21 protein-coding genes are annotated in these 20,463 nt (G+C 70.2%); 9 read left to right on the top strand and 12 right to left on the bottom strand.

Annotated features, from left to right (window positions below; translation table 11 throughout):
* The first annotated feature begins 34 nt into the window (after positions 1–34).
* From ACGFMK_RS25370 to ACGFMK_RS25360, 3 genes are all read left to right on the top strand, one after another.
* A complete protein-coding gene (locus ACGFMK_RS25370) occupies positions 35–1,705 on the top strand; it encodes a PstS family phosphate ABC transporter substrate-binding protein (RefSeq protein WP_392767833.1) in 1,671 nt (556 codons plus the stop codon).
* A gap of 40 nt (positions 1,706–1,745) precedes the next feature.
* On the top strand, positions 1,746–3,278 hold the full coding sequence (locus ACGFMK_RS25365; RefSeq protein ID WP_392767830.1) for an ATP-dependent DNA ligase: 1,533 nt from the start codon (positions 1,746–1,748) through the stop codon (positions 3,276–3,278).
* Between the two features lie 278 nt (positions 3,279–3,556).
* On the top strand, positions 3,557–4,849 hold the full coding sequence (locus ACGFMK_RS25360) for a S8 family serine peptidase (RefSeq protein WP_392767828.1): 1,293 nt from the start codon (positions 3,557–3,559) through the stop codon (positions 4,847–4,849).
* A gap of 51 nt (positions 4,850–4,900) precedes the next feature.
* Here the strand turns inward: ACGFMK_RS25360 and ACGFMK_RS25355 are convergent, their stop codons facing one another.
* From ACGFMK_RS25355 to ACGFMK_RS25345, 3 genes are all read right to left on the bottom strand, one after another.
* The gene (locus ACGFMK_RS25355; RefSeq protein WP_392767825.1) at positions 4,901–5,275 is read right to left on the bottom strand and encodes a hypothetical protein; all 375 of its coding nucleotides are present in this window, start codon (positions 5,273–5,275) and stop codon (positions 4,901–4,903) included.
* Positions 5,275–5,616 (bottom strand): hypothetical protein, encoded by a 342-nt coding sequence (locus ACGFMK_RS25350; protein WP_392767822.1) that lies wholly within the window; start codon positions 5,614–5,616, stop codon positions 5,275–5,277. The genes ACGFMK_RS25355 and ACGFMK_RS25350 overlap by 1 nt, the downstream gene beginning before the upstream one ends.
* A gap of 178 nt (positions 5,617–5,794) precedes the next feature.
* Complete coding sequence (locus ACGFMK_RS25345; RefSeq protein WP_392767819.1) at positions 5,795–6,583, bottom strand: NBR1-Ig-like domain-containing protein; 789 nt, start codon at positions 6,581–6,583, stop codon at positions 5,795–5,797.
* A gap of 98 nt (positions 6,584–6,681) precedes the next feature.
* Between ACGFMK_RS25345 and ACGFMK_RS25340 the strand changes: the two genes are divergently transcribed.
* Positions 6,682–7,356, top strand: a complete 675-nt coding sequence (locus ACGFMK_RS25340; protein ID WP_392767816.1) for a Pr6Pr family membrane protein — start codon at positions 6,682–6,684, stop codon at positions 7,354–7,356.
* Here ACGFMK_RS25340 and ACGFMK_RS25335 read toward each other — a convergent pair.
* The gene (locus tag ACGFMK_RS25335) at positions 7,353–8,567 is read right to left on the bottom strand and encodes an NADH:flavin oxidoreductase/NADH oxidase family protein (RefSeq protein ID WP_392767813.1); all 1,215 of its coding nucleotides are present in this window, start codon (positions 8,565–8,567) and stop codon (positions 7,353–7,355) included. The genes ACGFMK_RS25340 and ACGFMK_RS25335 overlap by 4 nt on opposite strands.
* 73 nt (positions 8,568–8,640) lie before the next feature.
* Between ACGFMK_RS25335 and ACGFMK_RS25330 the strand changes: the two genes are divergently transcribed.
* On the top strand, positions 8,641–9,264 hold the full coding sequence (locus tag ACGFMK_RS25330) for an MBL fold metallo-hydrolase (protein WP_392767811.1): 624 nt from the start codon (positions 8,641–8,643) through the stop codon (positions 9,262–9,264).
* A gap of 168 nt (positions 9,265–9,432) precedes the next feature.
* On the opposite strand, the gene ACGFMK_RS25325 is transcribed toward ACGFMK_RS25330, so the two are convergent.
* On the bottom strand, positions 9,433–9,915 hold the full coding sequence (locus ACGFMK_RS25325; protein ID WP_392767808.1) for a DUF309 domain-containing protein: 483 nt from the start codon (positions 9,913–9,915) through the stop codon (positions 9,433–9,435).
* Between the two features lie 67 nt (positions 9,916–9,982).
* On the opposite strand from ACGFMK_RS25325, the gene ACGFMK_RS25320 reads away from it, so the two are divergent.
* Entirely contained in the window at positions 9,983–11,422 is a 1,440-nt protein-coding gene (locus tag ACGFMK_RS25320) for a GuaB1 family IMP dehydrogenase-related protein (protein WP_392767805.1), read from the top strand.
* 62 nt (positions 11,423–11,484) lie between these two features.
* Here the strand turns inward: ACGFMK_RS25320 and ACGFMK_RS25315 are convergent, their stop codons facing one another.
* Complete coding sequence (locus ACGFMK_RS25315; protein WP_392767802.1) at positions 11,485–12,777, bottom strand: PhoH family protein; 1,293 nt, start codon at positions 12,775–12,777, stop codon at positions 11,485–11,487.
* A gap of 230 nt (positions 12,778–13,007) precedes the next feature.
* Between ACGFMK_RS25315 and ACGFMK_RS25310 the strand changes: the two genes are divergently transcribed.
* Positions 13,008–13,181 carry a hypothetical protein gene (locus ACGFMK_RS25310; RefSeq protein WP_392767799.1) on the top strand — a complete coding sequence of 58 codons (174 nt, stop codon included), beginning with the start codon at positions 13,008–13,010 and terminating at the stop codon, positions 13,179–13,181.
* Between the two features lie 315 nt (positions 13,182–13,496).
* On the top strand, positions 13,497–13,745 hold the full coding sequence (locus ACGFMK_RS25305) for a hypothetical protein (protein WP_392767796.1): 249 nt from the start codon (positions 13,497–13,499) through the stop codon (positions 13,743–13,745).
* A 67-nt stretch (positions 13,746–13,812) separates the two neighbouring features.
* Here ACGFMK_RS25305 and ACGFMK_RS25300 read toward each other — a convergent pair whose 3' ends face one another.
* Positions 13,813–14,589, bottom strand: coding sequence for an isoprenyl transferase (locus ACGFMK_RS25300; RefSeq protein WP_392767793.1), 777 nt, complete (start codon positions 14,587–14,589; stop codon positions 13,813–13,815).
* A gap of 113 nt (positions 14,590–14,702) precedes the next feature.
* On the opposite strand from ACGFMK_RS25300, the gene ACGFMK_RS25295 reads away from it, so the two are divergent.
* Positions 14,703–15,344, top strand: a complete 642-nt coding sequence (locus ACGFMK_RS25295; RefSeq protein WP_392767944.1) for a hemolysin III family protein — start codon at positions 14,703–14,705, stop codon at positions 15,342–15,344.
* A 27-nt stretch (positions 15,345–15,371) separates the two neighbouring features.
* Here the strand turns inward: ACGFMK_RS25295 and ACGFMK_RS25290 are convergent, their stop codons facing one another.
* Genes ACGFMK_RS25290 through ACGFMK_RS25270 form a run of 5 tightly spaced genes read right to left on the bottom strand, consistent with a single transcriptional unit; the run spans position 15,372 to position 20,372 of the window.
* On the bottom strand, positions 15,372–16,607 hold the full coding sequence (locus ACGFMK_RS25290; RefSeq protein ID WP_392767790.1) for a tyrosine-type recombinase/integrase: 1,236 nt from the start codon (positions 16,605–16,607) through the stop codon (positions 15,372–15,374).
* 25 nt (positions 16,608–16,632) lie between these two features.
* On the bottom strand, positions 16,633–16,818 hold the full coding sequence (locus ACGFMK_RS25285) for a helix-turn-helix domain-containing protein (RefSeq protein WP_155541036.1): 186 nt from the start codon (positions 16,816–16,818) through the stop codon (positions 16,633–16,635).
* Positions 16,819–16,831: 13 nt separating this feature from the next.
* Entirely contained in the window at positions 16,832–18,436 is a 1,605-nt protein-coding gene (locus ACGFMK_RS25280; RefSeq protein ID WP_392767786.1) for a replication initiator, read from the bottom strand.
* A complete protein-coding gene (locus tag ACGFMK_RS25275) occupies positions 18,436–18,822 on the bottom strand; it encodes a hypothetical protein (RefSeq protein ID WP_392767784.1) in 387 nt (128 codons plus the stop codon). The genes ACGFMK_RS25280 and ACGFMK_RS25275 overlap by 1 nt, the downstream gene beginning before the upstream one ends.
* On the bottom strand, positions 18,819–20,372 hold the full coding sequence (locus ACGFMK_RS25270; protein WP_392767781.1) for an FtsK/SpoIIIE domain-containing protein: 1,554 nt from the start codon (positions 20,370–20,372) through the stop codon (positions 18,819–18,821). Before ACGFMK_RS25270 ends, ACGFMK_RS25275 begins: the two co-directional genes overlap by 4 nt.
* Positions 20,373–20,463 lie beyond the last annotated feature (91 nt).

Below are 20,463 nucleotides of genomic sequence, written 5' to 3'. Positions count from 1 at the left end.
TCACCTGGGGAGTCGGGGGTAGAGGAGCGGCACGGTGGGCGTCGGCGCGACGATGCAGTCACTCGCCGAGATCCTCAGCTCGGATTCGGGCAGTCTCGTCCTCGGTCTCGCCGCGCTGGTCGCGATGGCCGCGCCGTTCGTGGACCGCTACTTCATCCGGCGGCGCCGGCTGGCGTTCCGGGTGCTCTACAACTCGAAGATCGGGCTCTCCCCGATCGACCTGCACGACGGTGAGAACGGTTCGGCGCAGGCGGATCCGCAGCTGGAGCGCACCGCGCGGCTGTTGAGCCGGATGAGCGTCGTGGTGATCCGGGTTCGCAACACCGGCGGGTTCGACATCGCGCCGGAGGACTTCGAGATCCCGCTGTCGTTCACCTTCGGCAGCCGGATCGTCTGGGACGCGCGGGTGTCCGACGCCACCGACGACGGCCTGCGCCAGCACGTCCGCGACGGCCTCGAGTTCTTCACGCGCGAGACCCCGCAACGGCCGGTGGAGGGCGCGAAACTGGCGAGGGTGCGTGCCTGGCTGCCCAAGCGGTTCGCGGAGACGCCCGCACCCGAAGCGCCCGAGTGGCACGGCGTCCGGTTCGCCCGGCTTTCCTTGAAGCGCAAGGAAAAGTTCAAGCTCGTCGTCGTGCTGCGCGAGTCCGACGGGCACGACGGCGAGATCAGCAAGGAGATCGAGCACCACGCCCGGCTCGCCGCCGGCCGGATCAAGGACGACCGCAAGCAGCGGCGGGTCACCTGGCCGGTCGTCACGACGGCGGTCGGCGTGCTGCTGACCGGCGCCTTGCTGGCGACGCTGCTCGTGTCGTGGTCGCGGCCGTCCGGCGAGACGGCGCTCTGCGCCACGGGGAAGCTGTCGGTCGAGGGGTCGAGTGCGTTCGTGCCGATCATCGATCGCGTCGCCGCCGAGTACCACGCCCAGTGCGACGGCGCGGCCATCACGACCCGCGCGACCGGCAGCGTCACCGGCGTCCGCGCCCTCGCCCCGGTCGACGCGGCCGGCAAGAACGAACTGGCCGTGCTGTCGGACGGCCACTCAGGTGAAGCGGGCGCGGACCTCGAGGCGAAGGCCGTCGCGGTGATCGTCTACACCCTGGTCGTCAACCGCGCGGCCGGCGTCGACCGGCTGACGACGCAGCAGGTCAAGGACATCTTCAGCGGCCGCGTGCGGAACTGGGACCAGATCCGGCCGGGGCCGTCGGTGCCGATCGGGATCGTCGGGCGCGGGCAGGAGTCGGGCACGCGCAAGACGTTCGAGCAGAAGGTGCTCGGCGGCGCCGAGGATCGGCTGACGTCGGACTCGTGCCGCAAGCCCGAGCGCGACCCGTCGGCGGCGACCACGCGCTGCGAACGCGGGACGACGGCCGAGGTGCTCACCGAGGTCAGCGCGGTGCCGGGGGCGATCGGGTACGCCGACGTCCCGGCGGCCAAAACCGCAGCCGCTCGCGACCAGCAGCTGGGTGTCGTGCAGCTCGACGGCCACTACCCCGACGTCACGACGGTCGACGCCGGGTACCGGTTCTGGACCGTCGAGTACCTGTACACGAAGGGCGTGCCGGACAACGGCAGCGTGCTGAAGGGGTTCCTGGACTACCTGGCGAGCCCGACCGCGCGGGCCGAGCTGCAGGACGCCGGGTACACGCCGTGCGTGGCCAAGGACGGCCTCCTCGACCCCCTCTGCACCAGGCCGGACATCTGACCGAGAAGAAATTGTCGGTGGTTCGGGTCATGATGTCCGGGTGCTGCTCACCGAGATGGTCCGGGCGTCCGCCGACCTGGCGGCGACGAGGTCCAGGAAGGCGAAGATCGCCCTCCTGGCCGAACTGCTGCGCGCGGCCGACGTCGCGGAGCTCCCGGTGGTGATCGCGTACCTGACGGGGCAGACCGCGCAGGACAGGCTGGGTGCGGGCTGGCGCACCCTGGCCGGGCTCGGCGCGTCACCCGCTCCGGAACCGGTGGTGACGGTGCTGGAGGTGGACGCGGCGCTGACCGAGGCCGCCGGCGTGGCGGCGGGCACCGGCTCTTCGACGCGCCGGCAGGAGGTGCTGCGCGCGCTGTTCGTCAGGCTCACGAAGCCCGAGCACGACTTCCTGTTCCGGCTGGTCACCGGCGAGCTGCGGCAGGGCGCGCTCGAGGGCGTGATGGTCGACGCCGTCGCGGTGGCGGCCGACGTCCCGGCCGTGGACGTGCGGCGGGCGTTCATGCTGTCGGGCAAGCTCGGCACCACCGGCGTCGCGGCGCTGACCGGCGGGCAGGCGGCGCTGGCGGAGTTCCGGCTGACGCTGGGCACGCCGATCCGGCCGATGCTGGCGTCGCCGGCGGAGTCGCTGGACGAGGCCGTCGCCGAACACGCCGAGGCGATCGTCGAGTACAAGATGGACGGCGCCCGGATCCAGGTGCACCGCTGGGGTGACCAGGTGCACGTCTGGACGCGGACGCTGCGCGAGATCACCGCCAGCGTCCAGGAGCTGGTCGAACTGGTGCGGGCATTGCCGTGCGAATCGGTGGTGCTCGACGGCGAGACGCTGGCGCTGACCGACGCCGGTCGGCCACGGCCGTTCCAGGAGACCCTGAGCCGGTTCGGCAGCACCCGCGACGAGCAGGTGAAGGCGCTGCTGCTGCGGCCGTACTTCTTCGACTGCCTGCACCTCGACGGCGTCGACCTGCTGGACGCGCCGCTGTCGGAGCGCAACGCGGCGCTGCGCAAGGTCGCCGGGACGCACGTGATCCCCGGCGAGGTGGGCGTTTCGCGCGCGGCCGAGGTGCTGGAGGCGGCGATGGAGGCCGGGCACGAGGGCGTGATGGTCAAGGACCTGGCGTCCACGTACGCGGCGGGGCGGCGCGGGCGGGCGTGGCTCAAGGTCAAGCCGGTGCACACGATCGACCTGGTGGTGCTCGGCGCGGAGTGGGGTCACGGCCGGCGCACGGGCTCGCTGTCGAACCTGCACCTCGGCGCCCGCGACCCGGACGGCGGGCCGCCGATCATGGTGGGCAAGACGTTCAAGGGCATGACCGACGAACTGCTCGCCTGGCAGACGACGGCGTTCCAGGAGATCGAGACCCACCGCGACGACTGGACGGTGTACGTCCGCCCGGAGATCGTGGTGGAGATCGAGCTGGACAGCGCCCAGATCAGCACCCGCTACCCGGGCGGCCTCGCGCTGCGCTTCGCCCGGGTGGTCCGCTACCGCCCGGACAAGGAGGCGGCGGACGCCGACACGATCGACACGGTCCGCGGCCTGCTGCACGGCGACCGCTCGGAAGGAGCCTGACGACGAGCCGACCCCCAGGCAAGCGAGTCGTCCGTCCAGGCACGCGAGTCGTCCGTCCAAGTACGCGAGTCGTCCAACCAGGTACGCGAGATGCCCGCTCAATCACAGCTGATGCCCCAACCCGCCTCCGGAAGGAGCGTGACGACGAAAGTAGCGATCACGACATCGAGCGTCTTCGCGGTGCTTTCCTCCTAAAAGGAAAGACGAAAGTCGATGTTGCCTTCTCCCCGCCGTGACCAGAGTGGCTGACGGAGTTTCCTTCAGCCCAGGGAGAAAGCATGAGACTGCGCGCTGCCGCCGGCTTGCTCGCGAGCACCACCCTGCTCGTGACGGCGTTCGCGGCACCCGCCGGCGCGACGCCGGTGCCGAGCACGCCGAACGCCGGGCACCAGCCGTCGAAGCACCACTTCTCGGCGGCCGCGCAGTCGTTCGTCGGCGCGGACACCGTGCAGAAGCGGGTCGCGAAGCTGGAAGCGGCGATGGCGACGCTGCCGAAGGAGAGCACCGCCTACAACGCGACGAAGCTGTGGAACGACGGCATCACCGGCGCGGGCAGCACCGTCGCGACGCTGGTGTCGTTCGGCGACGACCAGGTCAAGCAGGTGCTCGACACCTACTCGAAGAACCACGGCCTGCCGCCGGCGAACGTCGAGGTCATCCAGCCGTCCGGCCCGGTGCCGGCGTGCACCGACCCGGGGGTCGACACCGCGACCTGCCAGGGCTGGGGCGGCGAGACCGACCTCGACGTCACGATGATGCACGCCCTGGCGCCGAACGCGAAGATCATCGTCGCGGCCACGCCCGTCGCCGAGACGCAAGGCTTCACCGGCCTGCCCGAGATGATGCACGCGGTCGACTACATGACCGAGCACAAGCTGACCGACGTCATCTCGATGAGCTTCGGCACGACCGAGGAGAACTTCCCGTCGTTCGACTCGATCAAGACGCTCGACCCGGCGCTGGAGCGCGCGAGCAAAGCCGGCATCACGATGGTCGCCTCCTCCGGTGACGACGGCCCGACCGGCGGATACCTCTACGGCCCGGGCAACTACCCGTACCGCGTCGCGAGCTGGCCGGCGTCCGACCCGCGTGTCACGACGCTCGGCGGCACCCAGCTGCACCTCGACTCCGCCGGCGCGCGTACCAAGCCGGACGACGTCGTGAACGTCGCCGACAACGGCTTCTCCGAAGGTGCGGGCCTCTCCAAGACGTACGCGCGGCCGAACTGGCAGGACGGCGTCAAGAAGATCACCGGCAGCAAGATGCGCTCGTTCCCGGACATCAGCATGGAAGGCGTGTACGGCACGTCGCAGTCCGCGCCGCTGTTCGCCGGCGTGCTCGCGCTGGCCGTCCAGGCCAAGGGCGGCAAGCTCGGCCAGATCAACCCGGCGCTGTACACGAAGCTGGGCCCGGCCGGCACCAAGGCGGGCATCATCGACGTGACCGAAGGTGACAACAGCCAGGACGGCGTCACCGGCTTCACCGCGGCGAAGGGCTTCGACATCGCGAGCGGCTGGGGCACGGTCGACGCGTCGGTCTTCGTCCCCGCGCTGGTCAAGGCGCTGAAGTAGGCCACCGGGCGCGCCCCGGACGCACACCGCCCGGGGCGCGCTCGGCATCACTCAGTAACAGCGATCCGACTTGATCGCGTACGTGTAGTTGTTGGACAGGTTGGACGTCACCTCGAAGCGGATCCGGTGGCCGACCGGCGGGTCGCCGAGGATGCCGTGCGAGACGGTGTGCTCCTTGCCCGGGGCGATCGCGCCGCTCCAGAGCCCCTTGTCCCAGACGTCGTCGATGATCTGGACGAGCAGCCCGCGGTAGTCGTGGTTGTGCACCGTGATGTCGATCTTCTGCCCGGCGCTCACCGAGACGACCTTCGTGGCCCCGCCCATCAGCGGGCCGCCTTCGCACACCTTCGTCGCGGCCGACGCCGACGGCGCCGCCAGCAGCGTCGCGGCCAGTGCCACCGGGACGACGGCGATCACCTTGCGCATCAGCGGTTCCCCACCTTCGTCTTGACCACGTTGGACGTCTCGGCGATGTCGATCCCGAACTTCATCGAGCCGCCGCAGTAGGCGTGCTTGCCGTTCTTGAAGTAGAGCGTCAGGTCGCCCGCGCACTCGAACACGCGGATGTCCCAGGTGCGCTCGCCCGGCCACAGGCAGATGGCGTCCTTGCCGGCCCGGCGCATCCAGCCGTGGTAGCCGGAATCGCAGGTGATGATCGGATCACTCGCGATGGTCCCGGCCGCCGAAGCCGGTGCCGCGCCGGCCGGCAGGAGGCCCGCGACGAGCGCGGCTCCCGTGACGGCCGCGACCTTCGGATACGGACGCATGGATTCCCTTCCCCGCAACGAAACTGAATCGGATTCACCCGGGAGATCCGGGCACCGACGACGTTAAGGGCGATTCGCGCGACGGCGGAAGGCATGCGGTGGCCAGACCGGACCGAAAGCCAAACCAAGATCGTTCACGCAGGTCAGCGCTTTGGCCAGCGACCACGGAAAGCCAAATTCAGGGCACGATCCGCACCGAGAAGAACACCGCGCGGTCGTCCGGCAGCAGCAGGTGGCCCTCGGCGTCGGCCATCTTCCAGTAGACCTGGCAGTGCCCGGTTGACGGCGGCGCCTGCACGTCGACCGAGATCCGCACCTGCTCGCCCGGAGCGGTGTAGGGCACCGGGACGCGGGCGGGTGTCCGGCATTCGTCCGGGCTGCCGAACGAACCGGAGCGCACGAGGTACCGGCCGATCCATCCGACCGATCCGGCGTTGCGCAGCTCCCACGTCTTCACGAACCGGCTGCCCGCCGGGATCGGGGAACCGTCGGGGACGGTGACGTCGCCGACGAACTCCGACACGTCACCCGAAGCCGCGGGCTCGCCGGTAAAGGCGCCGCCGAACACCAGGACCAGGGCCACGGCCAGCACCAGCGCGACGGCCGCCGCGAGCCAGTACGCCGGACGGCGGCGCGGTGCGGGCTCCGGCTCCCGCGCGCGCTCCCAAAGGCCGCGCCACTCCAGCCGGGCGGACGACTCGTCCCGCCCGAGGACGCCGACCGCGAGCACGCGCACGAACTCCCAGGTCGTCTCCCAGCTGGGCAGGTGCCGGCCACGCGCGGCCGCGGACAACGCGGACTTCGAGGCCAGAGCGCCGAACTCGTCGCGCATCCGGTCGTAGGACGGGTCGCCCGCCGCGCGCTTGAGCTCCCACAGCCGGCGCGCGAACGCGGCGACCGGCCCGGTGTCCTCCGCGGGGCCGAGCGCGACCCGCCCGCGCCGCCCCGGCGTGCGTTCGACGTCCATCGCGCTCGAGAATATTGGGCTCGCGGGCCGGGTGATGTGACTCGATCGAGTGGTCCACAAAGGATCCCCCGGCGGTTACCAGCCGGTATTCTCCGGGGATGCACGGTTCGAAGCTCACGCGCGCCACGTTCGCGGTCATCGCCGTGGTCGCGCTGACCGGCCTGGTCAGCCAGGTGATCGCCACCGCCGGCGACACCACCGGCCAGTACCGCACGGCCGCCGCGCGGATCGCGAACATGCTCTGCTTCTTCACGATCGACTCGAACCTGCTGGTCTTCGCGACCTCGCTGCTGGTCGCGCTGGGCGCGGCCCGCGTCACCGGGCCGTTCCGCGTGTTCTGGCTCGACGCGCTCGCCGGCATCATCGTGACCGGCATCGTCTACCAGGTCGCCCTCGCCGGCCTCTACGAACTGCACGGGCTCTCGCTGTTCGCCGACACCATGCTGCACAAGGTGACGCCGATCGTGTTCGTGCTCGGCTGGCTCGTCGCCGGCCCGCGCGGCTCGCTGACCTGGCCCACCGTGTGGTGGTCGCTGGTCTACCCGGCGGTCTGGCTCGCGTTCACGCTGGTGCGCGGCGCGATCACCGGCTTCTACCCGTACCCGTTCGTCAACGCGAGCGCGCTCGGCTACGGCCGCGTGACGCTCAACTGCATCGCCATCGGGGTCTTCTTCACCGTGCTCGCGGCCGGTGTCTTCCTGGTCGACCGGTCGCTCCACCGCCGCGCGCTCCGCCGGGCCGCGGCCGCCGAGCCGCAGCCCGAGGTCGTCTAGCCGCGGACGCGGCGGAACGCGTTGAGGCCGTCGGTGAACCCGGCCTGCACGAGGGTCAGCGCCGCCCCACGCCGGTCGACCGGCCGCCCGGAGGCGATCCGGTGCATCTGGCGCGTGTGCCACTGGATCTCCAGCAGGCTGTCGGCCAGCCGGATGCCGGTCTTCGGGCAGCGCCGCTGCGCCTGGACGTCCTCGCCGGCCAGCAGCCGGGCCGGCAGCCCGGGGTCGACGACGAGCGGGCGGCCGAGCCCGACGACGTCGAGTTCGCCGGAGCTCAGCGCGTCGGCCATCCCGCCGGGCGTGGTGAAGCCGCCGGTGACCATCAGCGCGACCTCCGAGACGTTGCGCGCCTTCGCCGCGTAGTCCAGGAAGTACGCTTCGCGCGCCTGCGTGCTCGCCCGGCCTGACCCCATCATCACGGCCTTCTCGTACGTACCGCCGGACACCTCCAGCAGGTCCAGCCCGGCTTCGCCGAGGGCGTGGACGACCTGGAGCGACTCCTCCTCGGTGAAACCGCCGCGCTGGAAGTCGGCGCTGTTGAGCTTGACCGACACCGGGACGCGGTCCCCGACGGCGTCCCGCACGCGCCGCACCACCTCGAGCAGGAACCGCCGCCGCCGGACGGCGTCGCCGCCCCAGGCGTCGGTCCGCCGGTTGGTCAGCGGCGAGAGGAACTGGGAGACGAGGTAGCCGTGCGCGCCGTGGATCTGCACGCCCGCGAAGCCCGCGTCGACGAACGTGCGTGCGGCGACGCCGAAGCGTTCGATGATCGCTTCGATCTCTTCGCCGGACAGCGCCCGCGGAGCGGCGAAGGCGGTACGGACGCCTCGGTCGCCGAAGGGCACCGCGGACGGCGCGACGGGCTGGCGAGACAGGTAGCGCGGGCTCTGCCGTCCCGGGTGGTTCAGCTGCACCCACAGCCGCGTGTCAGTGCCGTCGACGGCTTGGGCCCAGGGCCGGTAGACGCCGGGATCGGGTGTGAGCGCGACGTTGCGCGGCTCGCCGAGGGCACTCGGGTCGACCATGACGTTGCCGGTGATCAGCGTGCCGGCGCCGCCGCGGGCCCAGGTCCGGTAGAGCTGCGCCAGCTCGGGGGTCGGGGCGTTGCGCCGATCGCCGAGCTGCTCGCTGAGCGCCGACTTGACCAGCCGGTTGGGCAGGACGTCGCCACAGCGCAGCTTGAGGGGTTCGGCCAGCAGGTCGCGGATCATCGGGCAAGGCTACCCGAAAGTAGATACCGACGGTATGCGAGCTTGCGGAGACCTGGCCACTAGGGTCGGGCCCATGACGGCGATCGTGCAGAACCTGGTGACCTCTGGCGTCTTCGAGCTCGACGGAGGCAGCTGGGACGTCGACAACAACGTGTGGATCGTGGGCGACGACGCGGAGGTGATCGTGATCGACGCCGCACACGACGCGAAGGCGATCGCGAACGTCGTCGGCGACCGGAAACTGGCCGCGATCGTCTGCACGCACGCGCACAACGACCACGTCAACGCCGCCCCGGCGCTCGCCGAGGCCACCGGCGCGCCGATCCTGCTGCACCCGGACGACCGGGTCGTCTGGGACCTCACGCACCCGGACCGCGCGCCGGACGGCGAGCTGACGGACGGCCAGGCGATCACCATCGCGGGCACGGAGCTGCGCGTCATCCACACACCGGGGCACGCGCCCGGCGCGGTCTGCCTGTACGCCGAGGACCTCGGCGTGCTGTTCACCGGCGACACGCTGTTCCACGGCGGCCCCGGCGCCACCGGACGGTCCTATTCGGACTACCCGACCATCGTGAAGTCCATCCGGGAGAAGCTGTTCCCGCTCCCGGACGCCACGAAGGTGCACACGGGCCACGGCGAAGGCACGACGCTCGGCGCCGAGAAGGCCGCGTCCACCGGCTGGGACCAGCCCTAGGAAGTGTGCTTCCGGGCGACGGCTCCCGCCGCACGCCCTTGGCCGCGCCGACCAGCTCGTCCGGCCCTCTCATCACCAGGAGCCCGAACAGCGACCGCGTCTCCGCCCACGCGGTGCGGCCGCCCCGGTCCGCACGTTCTTGGCGCTGCTTCGCGCGCCGGGCCGCGTTCAGTTCAGCGGCTCGACCAGCGTCAACCGCGGCGGGACGGGCTCGACACGGACCTGCTGCTTCGCCTCTTCCACCAGGTCCCGCGCCCACTGCTGCAGCCCCGCGACGTCGATGCCGTGCGGCGGCTCACCCCGGAACGGCTCGATGTTCACCGCGCCCCGCTCCAGCAGCGACGCCGCGCCGGCGGTGTTGCCGCGCGCCGCGTGCGTCAGGCCGACGGCGAGCTGCGCGAGGCCGCGCCACAGCTCGCGGTCCGGCCCGTCCGAGGTCTTCCAGGCGTCCTCGAAGACCTCGTGCGCGTGGAACGGCTTGCCGTCGTCGAGCAGCCGTTGTGCTTCCGCAAGCGTTTGCGCCGGCGTCCGGACGACGCCCTCCGGCTGGCGTTCGACACCGTCGGCGCCGTACGGCAGCGGGCGGCCGAGACCGTCGCGCGGCCGTGCGTTGCGTGCGCGCCCCTCGGCGTCCCGGTCGCGGCGGCTCATGCCCCGATTCTCCCACGCACCCGGCCGCGTTCGCCGTCTCCCGGTGAGCCACGTAACCTGGGGACTCGTGCGTTTCCTCGACGGCCACCGGCCCGCCCACGACCTGACCTACGACGACGTGTTCCTGTTGCCGAACCGTTCGGACGTGGAGTCCCGCTTCGACGTCGACCTGTCCACCGCGGACGGCACCGGCGCCACCATCCCGATCGTCGTGGCGAACATGACCGCCGTTGCCGGCCGCCGGATGGCCGAGACCGTCGCCCGCCGCGGTGGCCTGGTGGTGCTGCCCCAGGACGTCGACAGCGCGGCCGTCGCGGACATCGTCGGCTGGGTGAAGAGCCGCCACACCGTCTGGGACACGCCGCTGGTGCTGACCGGCGGCGACGCGGTGGCCGACGCGCTCAACCTGGTCCACAAGCGCTCCCACGGCGCCGTCGTGGTCGTGGACGGCGAACGCCGCCCGACCGGCATCGTCACCGAAGCGGCGTGCGCGAACGTCGACCGCTTCGCGCGGCTCGCCGACGTCGCCCAGCCGCCGACCGTCGTCGTCCCGCTGGACACGCCGCCGCGCGAGGTCTTCGAACTACTGCACGCCCAGGCCGCCCACCTGGCGCTCGGCCTGGACGCCGACGGCCGCCTCGCGGGCGTGCTGACCGCGGTCGGCGCGCTGCGCGCGGACATCTACACCCCGGCGGTCGACGACGACGGCAAGCTGCGCGTCGCGGCCGCGGTCGGCGTGAACGGCGACGTCGCGGCGAAGGCCGAGGCGGTCCTCGCCGCGGGCGTCGACGTGCTGGTCGTCGACACCGCGCACGGCCACCAGGAGAAGATGATCGCCGCGCTGAAGGCCGTCCGGTCGGTGTCGCCGCAGGTCCCGGTGGTCGCCGGGAACGTGGTGACCGCCGAGGGCACGCGCGACCTGATCCAGGCCGGCGCCGACGTCGTCAAGGTCGGTGTCGGGCCGGGGGCGATGTGCACGACCCGGATGATGACCGGCGTGGGCCGCCCGCAGTTCTCCGCGGTCGGCGAATGCGCAGCCGCCGCGCGCGAGCTGGGCAAGCACGTCTGGGCCGACGGCGGCGTCCGCCACCCGCGCGACGTCGCGCTGGCGCTGGCCGCCGGCGCGTCCGCGGCGATGGTCGGCTCGTGGTTCGCCGGCACCTACGAATCCCCCGGCGACCTGCGGTTCGACGAGCAGGGGCGGCCCTACAAGGAGTCGTTCGGGATGGCGTCGAAGCGCGCGGTGGGCGCGCGGACGCGCACCGACGGCTCGTTCGACCGCGCGCGCAAGGCGCTGTTCGAGGAGGGCATCTCGTCGTCGCGGATGTCCCTCGACCCGGCACGGCCGAGCGTCGAGGACCTGCTGGACTCGATCGGCTCCGGCGTCCGGTCGTCGTGCACCTACGCGGGCGCGCGCACCCTGGAGGAGTTCCACGAGCGCGCGGTACTCGGCGTCCAGTCGGCGGCCGGCTTCGCCGAAGGCCGCCCGCTGCCCTCAGGCTGGTAAAAGCCGTGAATGGCACATTGAGGGACTCTGAGTCCCTCAATGTGCCATTCACGGACTTGGGCTCAGCCGTGGTCCTCCAGCATCTCCGTCACCAGGGCGGCGATCGGCGAACGCTCCGAGCGCGTCAGCGTGACGTGCGCGAAGAGCGGGTGGCCCTTGAGCTTCTCGATCACCGCCGAGACGCCGTCGTGCCGCCCGACCCGCAGGTTGTCGCGCTGGGCGACGTCGTGCGTGAGCACCACCCGCGACGCCGTGCCGAGCCGCGAAAGCACCGTGAGCAGGACGTTCCGTTCCAGTGACTGCGCCTCGTCGACGATGACGAACGTGTCGTGCAGCGAGCGGCCTCGGATGTGCGTCAGCGGCAGCACCTCGAGCATGCCGCGGTCGAACACCTCGTCCAGGACGTCCTGGCTGACCAGCGCGCCGAGGGTGTCGAACACCGCCTGCGCCCAGGGCTGCATCTTCTCGCTCTCGGACCCGGGCAGGTAGCCGAGGTCCTGGCCGCCGACCGCGTAGACCGGCCGGAACACCACGACCTTGCGGTGCTGGCGGCGTTCCATCACGGCCTCGAGCCCGGCGCACAGCGCGAGCGCCGACTTGCCGGTGCCGGCGCGGCCGCCGAGGGAGACGATGCCGACGTCGGAGTCGAGCAGCAGGTCGAGCGCGACGCGCTGCTCGGCGCTGCGGCCGTGCAGGCCGAACGCCTCGCGGTCGCCGCGGACCAGCCGGATGCGCTTGTCCGCCGTGACCCGCCCCAGCGCGCTGGAGCTGCCCGCGAGCAGCCGCAGCCCGGTGTGGCAGGGCAGCTCGGCGAGCTCGTCCATGCCGTACTCAACCGGGTCGACGGTGCCGCCGCCGAAGAGCGTGTCCAGCACGTCCTGATCGACGTCGACGTCCGCCATGCCGGTCCAGCCCGACGGCGTGACCTCCTGCGCGCGGTACTCGTCGGCCTCCAGGCCCACGGCCCCCGCCTTGACCCGCAGCGGGATGTCCTTCGTCACCAGGGTGACCGCCGGGAACTCCGCCGCCAGGTTGAGCGCGCAGGCGAGGATCCGGTGGTCGTTGGAGTCGGTGCGGAACCCGACCGGGAGCACCGTCGGGTCCGAGTGGTTCAGCTCCACCTGCAGCGTGCCGCCGTGGTCCCCGATGGGGAGCGGCGCGTCGAGCCTGCCGTGCTGCCGGCGCAGGTCGTCGAGCATGCGCAGGGATTCCCGGGCGAACCAGCCGAGCTCCGGGTGGTGGCGCTTCGCCTCCAGTTCACTGATGACGACCAGCGGAAGCACGACGGCATGCTCGGCGAAGCGGGTGACCGCCCACGGGTCCGAGAGGAGGACCGACGTGTCGAGCACGTACATGTGCTGCTGGGATTCGGGCGAGGTCGAGGCTTTCTCCGGGCCAGAGGCACCGGTCGAAGAACGGCCAGAGGCCTTACGGGGCAAACGCTGCGCAGTCACGACGGCATCTCCCTCGAGGGCGTGTGCACCTCACGCCCGCACTCGCTGGGCCGGGCACCTCCCTGGCTGGACCACTCCGCCTGACGAGCTGTCAGGCGACGCGGCCACGAGGGCCGGGTGCCGGCCCCCTCGTGCGTCTCGTGGGCGGCTGCGCCGCCCCCTCGATCACCGTCACGACCAGGGCCTCCCGCGAGGACCCGCACGGATCGCGTGCCCTCATCTCGGAAGGTACCCACGAATCGGTGATCGCGCAGGGAGCCAACCCGGTGATTCGCCAGATCGTCACCTCACTGTCGGTCGTCTGACATCAACGCCTGGTGACGGTGGCTCTGCGTAGTCGCAGTCTCGATCGATACACACCCGTCGGAATGATCTTGAACAATTCGCTGACCCGACGTATTCACAAGATCGGCTTCGGGGTTCTACCACGTCGGGTTGAGTAATGCATTTTGCGTCGCGGAGAGAGAACCGTACCGAGTGAAAGCGCCTGCATCGGGCTCACACAATGGGCGTACAAGGCGTACGAGAAGCCCGAATAGCGAGTAATTTTTTGACTGCGGGACACACCGCCGGTTCATCCGGCGCCCGGACCCCAACAGTTCTACCTAGGAGTGTGCCAAGTGCTGAAGAAGGCTGGTTTCGTCGCCGCCACCGCTGCGGGCCTCATGATGGTCGGCAGCACCGCGTTCGCTGCGACGGGCGACTCGAGCGGCACCCCGGACCCGACGTTCGGCGACGCCTACGCCACGTTCATCGAGGGCGGCGGCGCCCTGGGCTACGGCGCGGCCTCCCTGGTCGCGGGCGCCTACACCGGCGTGCTGACCTCGCCGGCGCTGGTGCTGCACTCGCTGGAGCACCACCACCACTGAGTGCGGTGCGCGTGAAAGGCCCCGGAGTCCGCTCCGGGGCCTTTCGGCGTCTCGGTGTCTCGGTGTCTCAGGAGCCGAACCGGCGGTGCCGCCAGGCGTAGTCGCGGATCGCACGCAGGAAGTCGACCCGGCGGAATGCCGGCCAATAGGCTTCGGTGAACCAGAATTCCGAATGCGCGGACTGCCAGAGCAGGAATCCGGAGAGCCGCTGTTCACCGGAAGTGCGGATGATGAGGTCCGGATCCGGCTGCCCCGAGGTGTAGAGGTGCTCGGAGATGTGGTCGACGTCGAGAATTTTCGCCAGCTCGTGAATGCTGGTTCCTTCGTCGGCGTGGTGGAGCAGCAGCTTGCGCACGGCGTCCGCGATTTCCTGGCGCCCGCCGTAACCGACCGCGACGTTGACCTCCATGCCGGTGCGCCCCTCGGTGCGTGCCGCGGCTTCGCTGAGTCGCTTGGCGACTTCGGCGGGTAGCAGGTCGAGCGCCCCGACGATCCGGAGCCGCCACTGCGTGCCCGGCGCGGCGAGCTCGTCGGTGACGTCGGTGATGATCTCCAGCAGCGGCGTGAGCTCGTCCGGGTCGCGGTTGAGGTTGTCGGTGGAGAGCAGCCACATGGTGACCACCTCGACTTCGGCCTCGTGACACCAGCTCAGGAAGTCCGCGATCTTCTTCGCGCCGGCCCGGTGACCGTCCGCGACGTCCGCGAAGCCCGCTTCCCGCGCCCACCGGCGGTTGCCGTCGAGCATGATGGCGATGTGCCGGGGATGCCGGCCGCGGGCCTGCTGGATGAGGCGCCTGCCGTAGGCGCTGTACACGACGTCGGACAAGAAGGAGCGAACACTCACGTCCAGGAAGAGTACGCACTCGATGTGAGGCGTGTGACTTGACCGCTGTCCGGGAACCTACGCTCCCGTAACCTGGTTGTGTGAGTGTGACGACGGATCCCCCCGAGCCCGTAGTGGACCTGCGCCCACGATTGCGGGGCCACATCCACTTCTGGTCGTTCTTCGGCGCCGTCGCCGCGACGGCCGTGCTGATCAGCCTGGCCGCGTCCACAGTGTCCCCGCTAGCCGCATTGGCGACGTCGGTCTACGGCCTGACGGTGCTGGGCCTGTTCGGCGTGAGCGCGCTGTACCACCGTCGCTTGTGGAGCCCCCGGGCGTACAAGTGGATGAAGCGCGCGGACCACTCGATGATCTTCCTGTTCATCGCGGGCACGTACACCCCGTTCACCCTGCTGGCGATGTCCAAGCCCACGGGCTACATCATCCTCTCCATCGTCTGGGGCGGCGCGGTCCTCGGAGTGGCGCTGAAGATGCTGTGGCCCCACGCGCCGCGCTGGCTGGGCGTCCCGATCTACATAGCGCTGGGCTGGGTGGCGGTGTTCGTCTTCCCGGAGCTGCTGTCGCACGCGGGCGTCGCGGCCCTGGTGCTGCTGTGCGTGGGCGGCCTGTTCTACACGCTGGGAGCGGCGTTCTACGGCTTCAAGTGGCCCAACCACTGGCCGGATACGTTCGGGTACCACGAGTACTTCCACGCTTGCACGGTGTTGGCGGCGGTTTCGCACTACATCGCGATCTGGTTGGCCATGTACGCCTAGCTGCGGTTTTACCCTTGTGGATCTTCCTCAGGCCGCCGCCAGGCCGTCTCTGAACAGGGCGTCGACGGCGTTGCGGGTCCGCTCGTGGCTGGTCGGGAGCAGGTGCGTGTAGACGCGCAGAGTGAAGCCCGGGTCCGAGTGACCGAGGTAGCTGGAGAGAGCCTTGATGGACTCGCCCGCGTCGAGCAGCACCGAGGCGTAGAGGTGACGGAGCGCGTGCATCCCGTCCGCCCGGGTCGGCTTCTCGATGCCGGCCTTCTTGAGCGCGGGTAGCCAGACGCTCAGCCGGAAGCCGCCGCGCCGGAACGGCAGCCCGTCGTAGTCGACCACGAGCAGCTTCACGGTGACCGGCTTGCCCTCGGGATGGACCCACGGAAGCGTGATCTCGGTCGCCGGGAACTGCTCGGCGTACTCGTCCAGGGCGGACAGCAGCTTGCTACCGATCGGCACCTCTCGCGTCTTGCCTCGCTTCGGCGGCGCGAAGCACAGGACGTTGTCGACGATCCGGACCTGCCGCTCGATCTGGGCGATGTTTCGCTCCCGGTCGACGTCGTCGAGGGAAAAGCCGAACACCTCACCCTGCCGCAGGCCGATCCCGGCCGGGATACGGACGACCGGCTTGAACCGGACGGGCAGCGCGTTCAAGACGGCTTGCGCCCGCTCCGGCCGCCAGGGCTGCACCTGCCGCAGATCCGCCCGGGGCCGAGTCACACTCGACGCCTGGGCAGGGTTGCTCACGATGAGTTTGTCCTCCTTCGCGAAGCGAAGGATGGACACGAGGTGAGTGAAGTACAGGACTCGCGAGCGCGTGCTCACCCCGCGATCCTGGAGCCAGCGAAGCCAGGCTTGGACGTCACTGGGCTTGATCGCCCCGATGGTCTTCGCCTTGAAGAACGGCTTGAGGTGATTGGCGAGACGGCTGATCACCCGCTCCCGCGTCGTGTGGTCGAAGGTCTGCGCAGCAACCCACCGATCCGCGACGACGGAGAACAGCACGCGGCCGGCCTGCGGGTCGACGTACTTGCCCTCCCGCTTGTCCGACTCGACCTCGATCAGGAAGTCTTCGGCGCGCTTCTTCTGCTTGTCCGGGTACGACTTGGACCGTTCGCCGCCCTCCGGGTCGAGGTAACGAACCTTGTACCTCAGGCCGACGCCGTACAGCTCGGACTTCTCCATCACCGGCTTGCCCTTGTCGTTGAAGAGCAGCCGTCCGGCTTCCGGGTGCCGCGCCTGGCGGTACCACCGGTCCTGAATATGTCCCATGTGGACTCTCCTTTCTCGAAACTGGTTACGCGGCTTCGGTGGCCCAGGCCCGCACGGAGGCCGGGTTGTAGCGCAGGTGCCGGCCGATCTTCTTCACCGGCGGTCCCTCACCACGCCATTTCCACTGGTAGAGGGTCTTGACCGGGACGCCGAGGTAGTCGGAGACGTCCTCGACGGACCAGAGACGTTCGATGCTGTGGACGTTGTTCATGTGCTCCCCCGTGTCACGCTGCGAGCTGAGTTGCCGAAGTTTCTGGATCACTCCCCGGTGGTCCAGCGGCCGCGAGTAGTGCCCGGTCGTACTCGGCCTTCCACGTGATCCGCTCCGCGATCGCACGCATCACCAGATGCGGACGCGGCGGCACCTGCGGGTCGCCGGGCTCGACCTTCCGCCACACCAGCCGGGCCGGGTCCGGTTGCGGCTTCTCGATCCCGATCGCCGCCAACGCCTGCGTGACGAACGCCTTGCGGTCGGCTTTGTGGTCGTCGAGCGTCTTGCCTGACCACTTGCGCGACACCAGCACCCGCCGCCCCGGCAGCCCGAGCGTGGTCCGCCGATGAGCCCGCCCCTTGCAATGCCCTGGAGTGGTCTTGCTTCCAGCGCCCTTCGGCTGAACCCCGTAGAGCAGCCAGACCGCGCAGCGCGGCGAGCACGGCGTCACCGACAGCTCGGCGTGCAGCCGGTCGTGGTGATCCCGCAGCCGCGCCGTGTCCGCTTCCACCACCTCACCGGTGGACTTGGTCAGGTACTTCGTCAGGTAGCCGATGTGGCGGCCGGCCTCCTCCGTGCCGCCGAGGATGCCCTTCGAATGCACCTGCCGCCCGAAGGTCACGACATGAGCCGGGTCTTCGGTCTGGTCCACGGCGTCGTCCCAGCTGGTCAGCGGCTCGCGGGTGTCCGGGTCGAGGAACATCCGGGTGTCGCCGTCCCAGACCGGCAGCCGATCTGTGTAGACGATCTGGTCGTGGTTGGGCCACCAGACCTGGTGATAGGTGGCTTCGGTGACCTGGCGGATGACGTCGTGCGGGATCGCACCGCGGATCGCTGCGTGCAGGTGCGGAGCCGTGCGCTTCTGCGGCTCGACCGTGGCGAAGTACTGGGCGTCCCAGCCGACGACCCGGCGGAGGTTCTGCCACCACCGATCCACCAGCGCCGAGAAGTGCACCGCGTCCCGGGCCGCCCGCCGGTAGTCATAGAGGGACGGGTCGACCGGGGCCCCATCACGGACCGGGCCGTAGGTATCGCAGGTGAGCGTGACGAACATGGACGGCCGGAACTTCCCCGCGTACTCCCGCCCGACCGTGGTCTTCGCGACCTTCTGCCGGGGCAGGTTCGGCGCGTCCTGCCTCCGCTTGGTCGAGCGCTTCACCACCCGCTTGGTCGGCACGTCGAGGGCGGGCAGCCGGCCCCGCATCCCGAGTTGCCGAAGTTCCGCGTCAACCCCGGTGATCTCCTCCCTCAGTTCTTCCGCCTCCGGCTGGTCGTGCTCGGCCACCTCCCGGTAGGCCGCAACCAAATCTGCGCGGTAAGTCAGCAGCTCCTTGTGGTCTTCCGAGGGCGGCACAGCGGTGAGGGTGGGTTCTTCGGTCATGTGCCAGCCCTCGCGGCACTGGGCTTGCCGCAGAGCCTTCGCCTTCCGAGCACAGGGCTGGCAGACGGATTCCACTGTGGAACCGCAGGGCACGGGGACGTAGCGGAGTTCGCCCGTCTCCGTGTCGCCTACTTCCATCGTGAAGGGCCGGACGCAGACGCCATACTTCTCCGCCGTCGCCCGGATCACGTCAGCCGCCAACGGTGCCCGCATCCGCTCCGCGCGTGTCTCACTCATCAGGCCGCCACCTCCCCCGGCGAGGACCAACCGCGCAGCAGGAACACCGCCATGTCCTGCTTCGCCCCTGCCGGGAGGTCCGGGAACGTGCTTGGCTCGAACCGGACCACCCCGAACACCACGACCGGAATGCCGCACGGCGTCCGGCCGCTGATCGACAGGTGCACCCACCGCCCATCGACCAGCCGCCACAACCGAGCCGAGACGTCCTCGAGCGTCTGCGTCCAGACCAGCAACGCCCGCGACACCTCCCGCAGGCCATCGACGTCGAGCTGAACCGTGATCGGGCTCGACCAGGCGTTGACGTCGACCGACGCGGCCGGCGGCAGCTGATGCGAGTCGAGGTGGTCTCGGATGGCGTCGAGGAAGATCATCAGCCGGTTCACGCGGCCACCCCCTCACCGCCGTGCCGCAGATCCGCGACACCCCCGTTGGTCACGTACTCCTCCAGCGCCTTCACCGTGGAGTCAGAGACCCACCCGGCGCGGATACGCAGCGGTTCGCGGATGCCTTCGCCCCAGACGTAGCCCACGCCGGCCTCCGAGTCGCCAATCCGGTTGGCCCACGCCCCGCGCTCGTACACGCCATCACCGAGCACCATGCCCACGTGCGTCTTCGACGTCACCCGCAGACACACCCGACGGGTAAACAGCTCACGGACCGGGACGGTGTCCTTCGTGGGCTCCTGGACGTAACCACGGACCGAGATCCCCAACGCCCGACCTTGTGTTGTCAGCAGGGCGACGCGTTCCACAATGGCCTCACGGGTCTTGCGATCGGTGTACTTCGTGAGCGCCCCGATCTCGTCGAACTCCAGCAGCTCCAACGGATAATCCGCCGACACCGGGATGGTCCGCAGCCGACCGGCAAAGGCCCGCTTGCGGGATTCCATCTCGTCCACCAGGCCGTCGAGGACTTCCACCGCGTCCTTGCCACCGACCGCGTAGCGGGAGAAGATGCCGCGCCCGTAAGCCAGTTCCATGCCCTTCGGATCGATGCCGGACATGCGCACCACCCCAGCCCGAATCGCCGAGGCCGCCGCGACCAGCGGGCACCACATCACCGAGTTCTTGCCCGCGCCCGAGGCACCAGCGGTCAAGCAATGTGCACCTGAGCCCAGCAGCGGAACACGCCAGTCACGCCCGTACTCGGTCCGGCCCGCCCAAACGTTGCGCAAGTCCACACCGGACGAGTCGATGCCTTCCGGGACCTGCGGGCCGGCCACACCTCCGCCGAGCAAGTCACGACGCTGGAAGTCGATCGACACGACGTTCGGGGCCAGCTCACGGACCTGACACCGGGCGACCTTCCGCGCGACGGCCAAGGCACGGGCGGCGTCGTCGAAGTCCTCCGGCTTCTGCCCGGCCACCAGCTCCACCCGCACCTCATCCCACGAGGCACCGGAACGGACGCCGAGAACCTTGGGCAGCCGCGCGTTCGCCCGGTTCGACGTGGAGCGGGACAGGGCGCGTCGGCGGCCGACCAGGTTCACGTTCACCACCACCGGCAGCGCCTCGTCCCGCACCGACAGGCCACAGGCGTGCAGCCACTCCGGCAGCTTCCGCCCATAAACCGCCCAGCGCGCCCACCAGGAGCGCAGGAACCGCCAGCACCACTGATCGAACGAGACAGCGTCGATCGCCCACCACGTCAACAGGACCACCGCGATGTTGGCCGCGACGAGCACCAGGGAGAGCCAGCCGAACAGCTCACACCACCCGAACACCGCGACCACGGCGAGGCTGGTCCGCCACCGGGTCACGACCTGCGCGAGCATCCAGACGACGGCCTTGCACAGCCACCACAGCGCCACGAACACCACAGCCGCAGCAGCCAGCGCTTCGATCACTGACGCCAGTGCGCGGCCGACCTTGTGCAGCACCCACACACCAAGCCCCAGCCCAGCCAGAGCCATCACCGCGAAGCCGGGAGACATCACCGACCACCCCGCTTCACCCGCAGATCCAGCGGCAGCATCCCCAAGCACGGAGCGCACTGGGTCTCGCCGGGAAGGAGTTTGGCGAAGC

This window comes from Amycolatopsis sp. NPDC049252 (assembly GCF_043197175.1).
GTDB lineage: Bacteria > Actinomycetota > Actinomycetes > Mycobacteriales > Pseudonocardiaceae > Amycolatopsis.
This window is presented reverse-complemented; position numbering and strand designations above follow the sequence as displayed.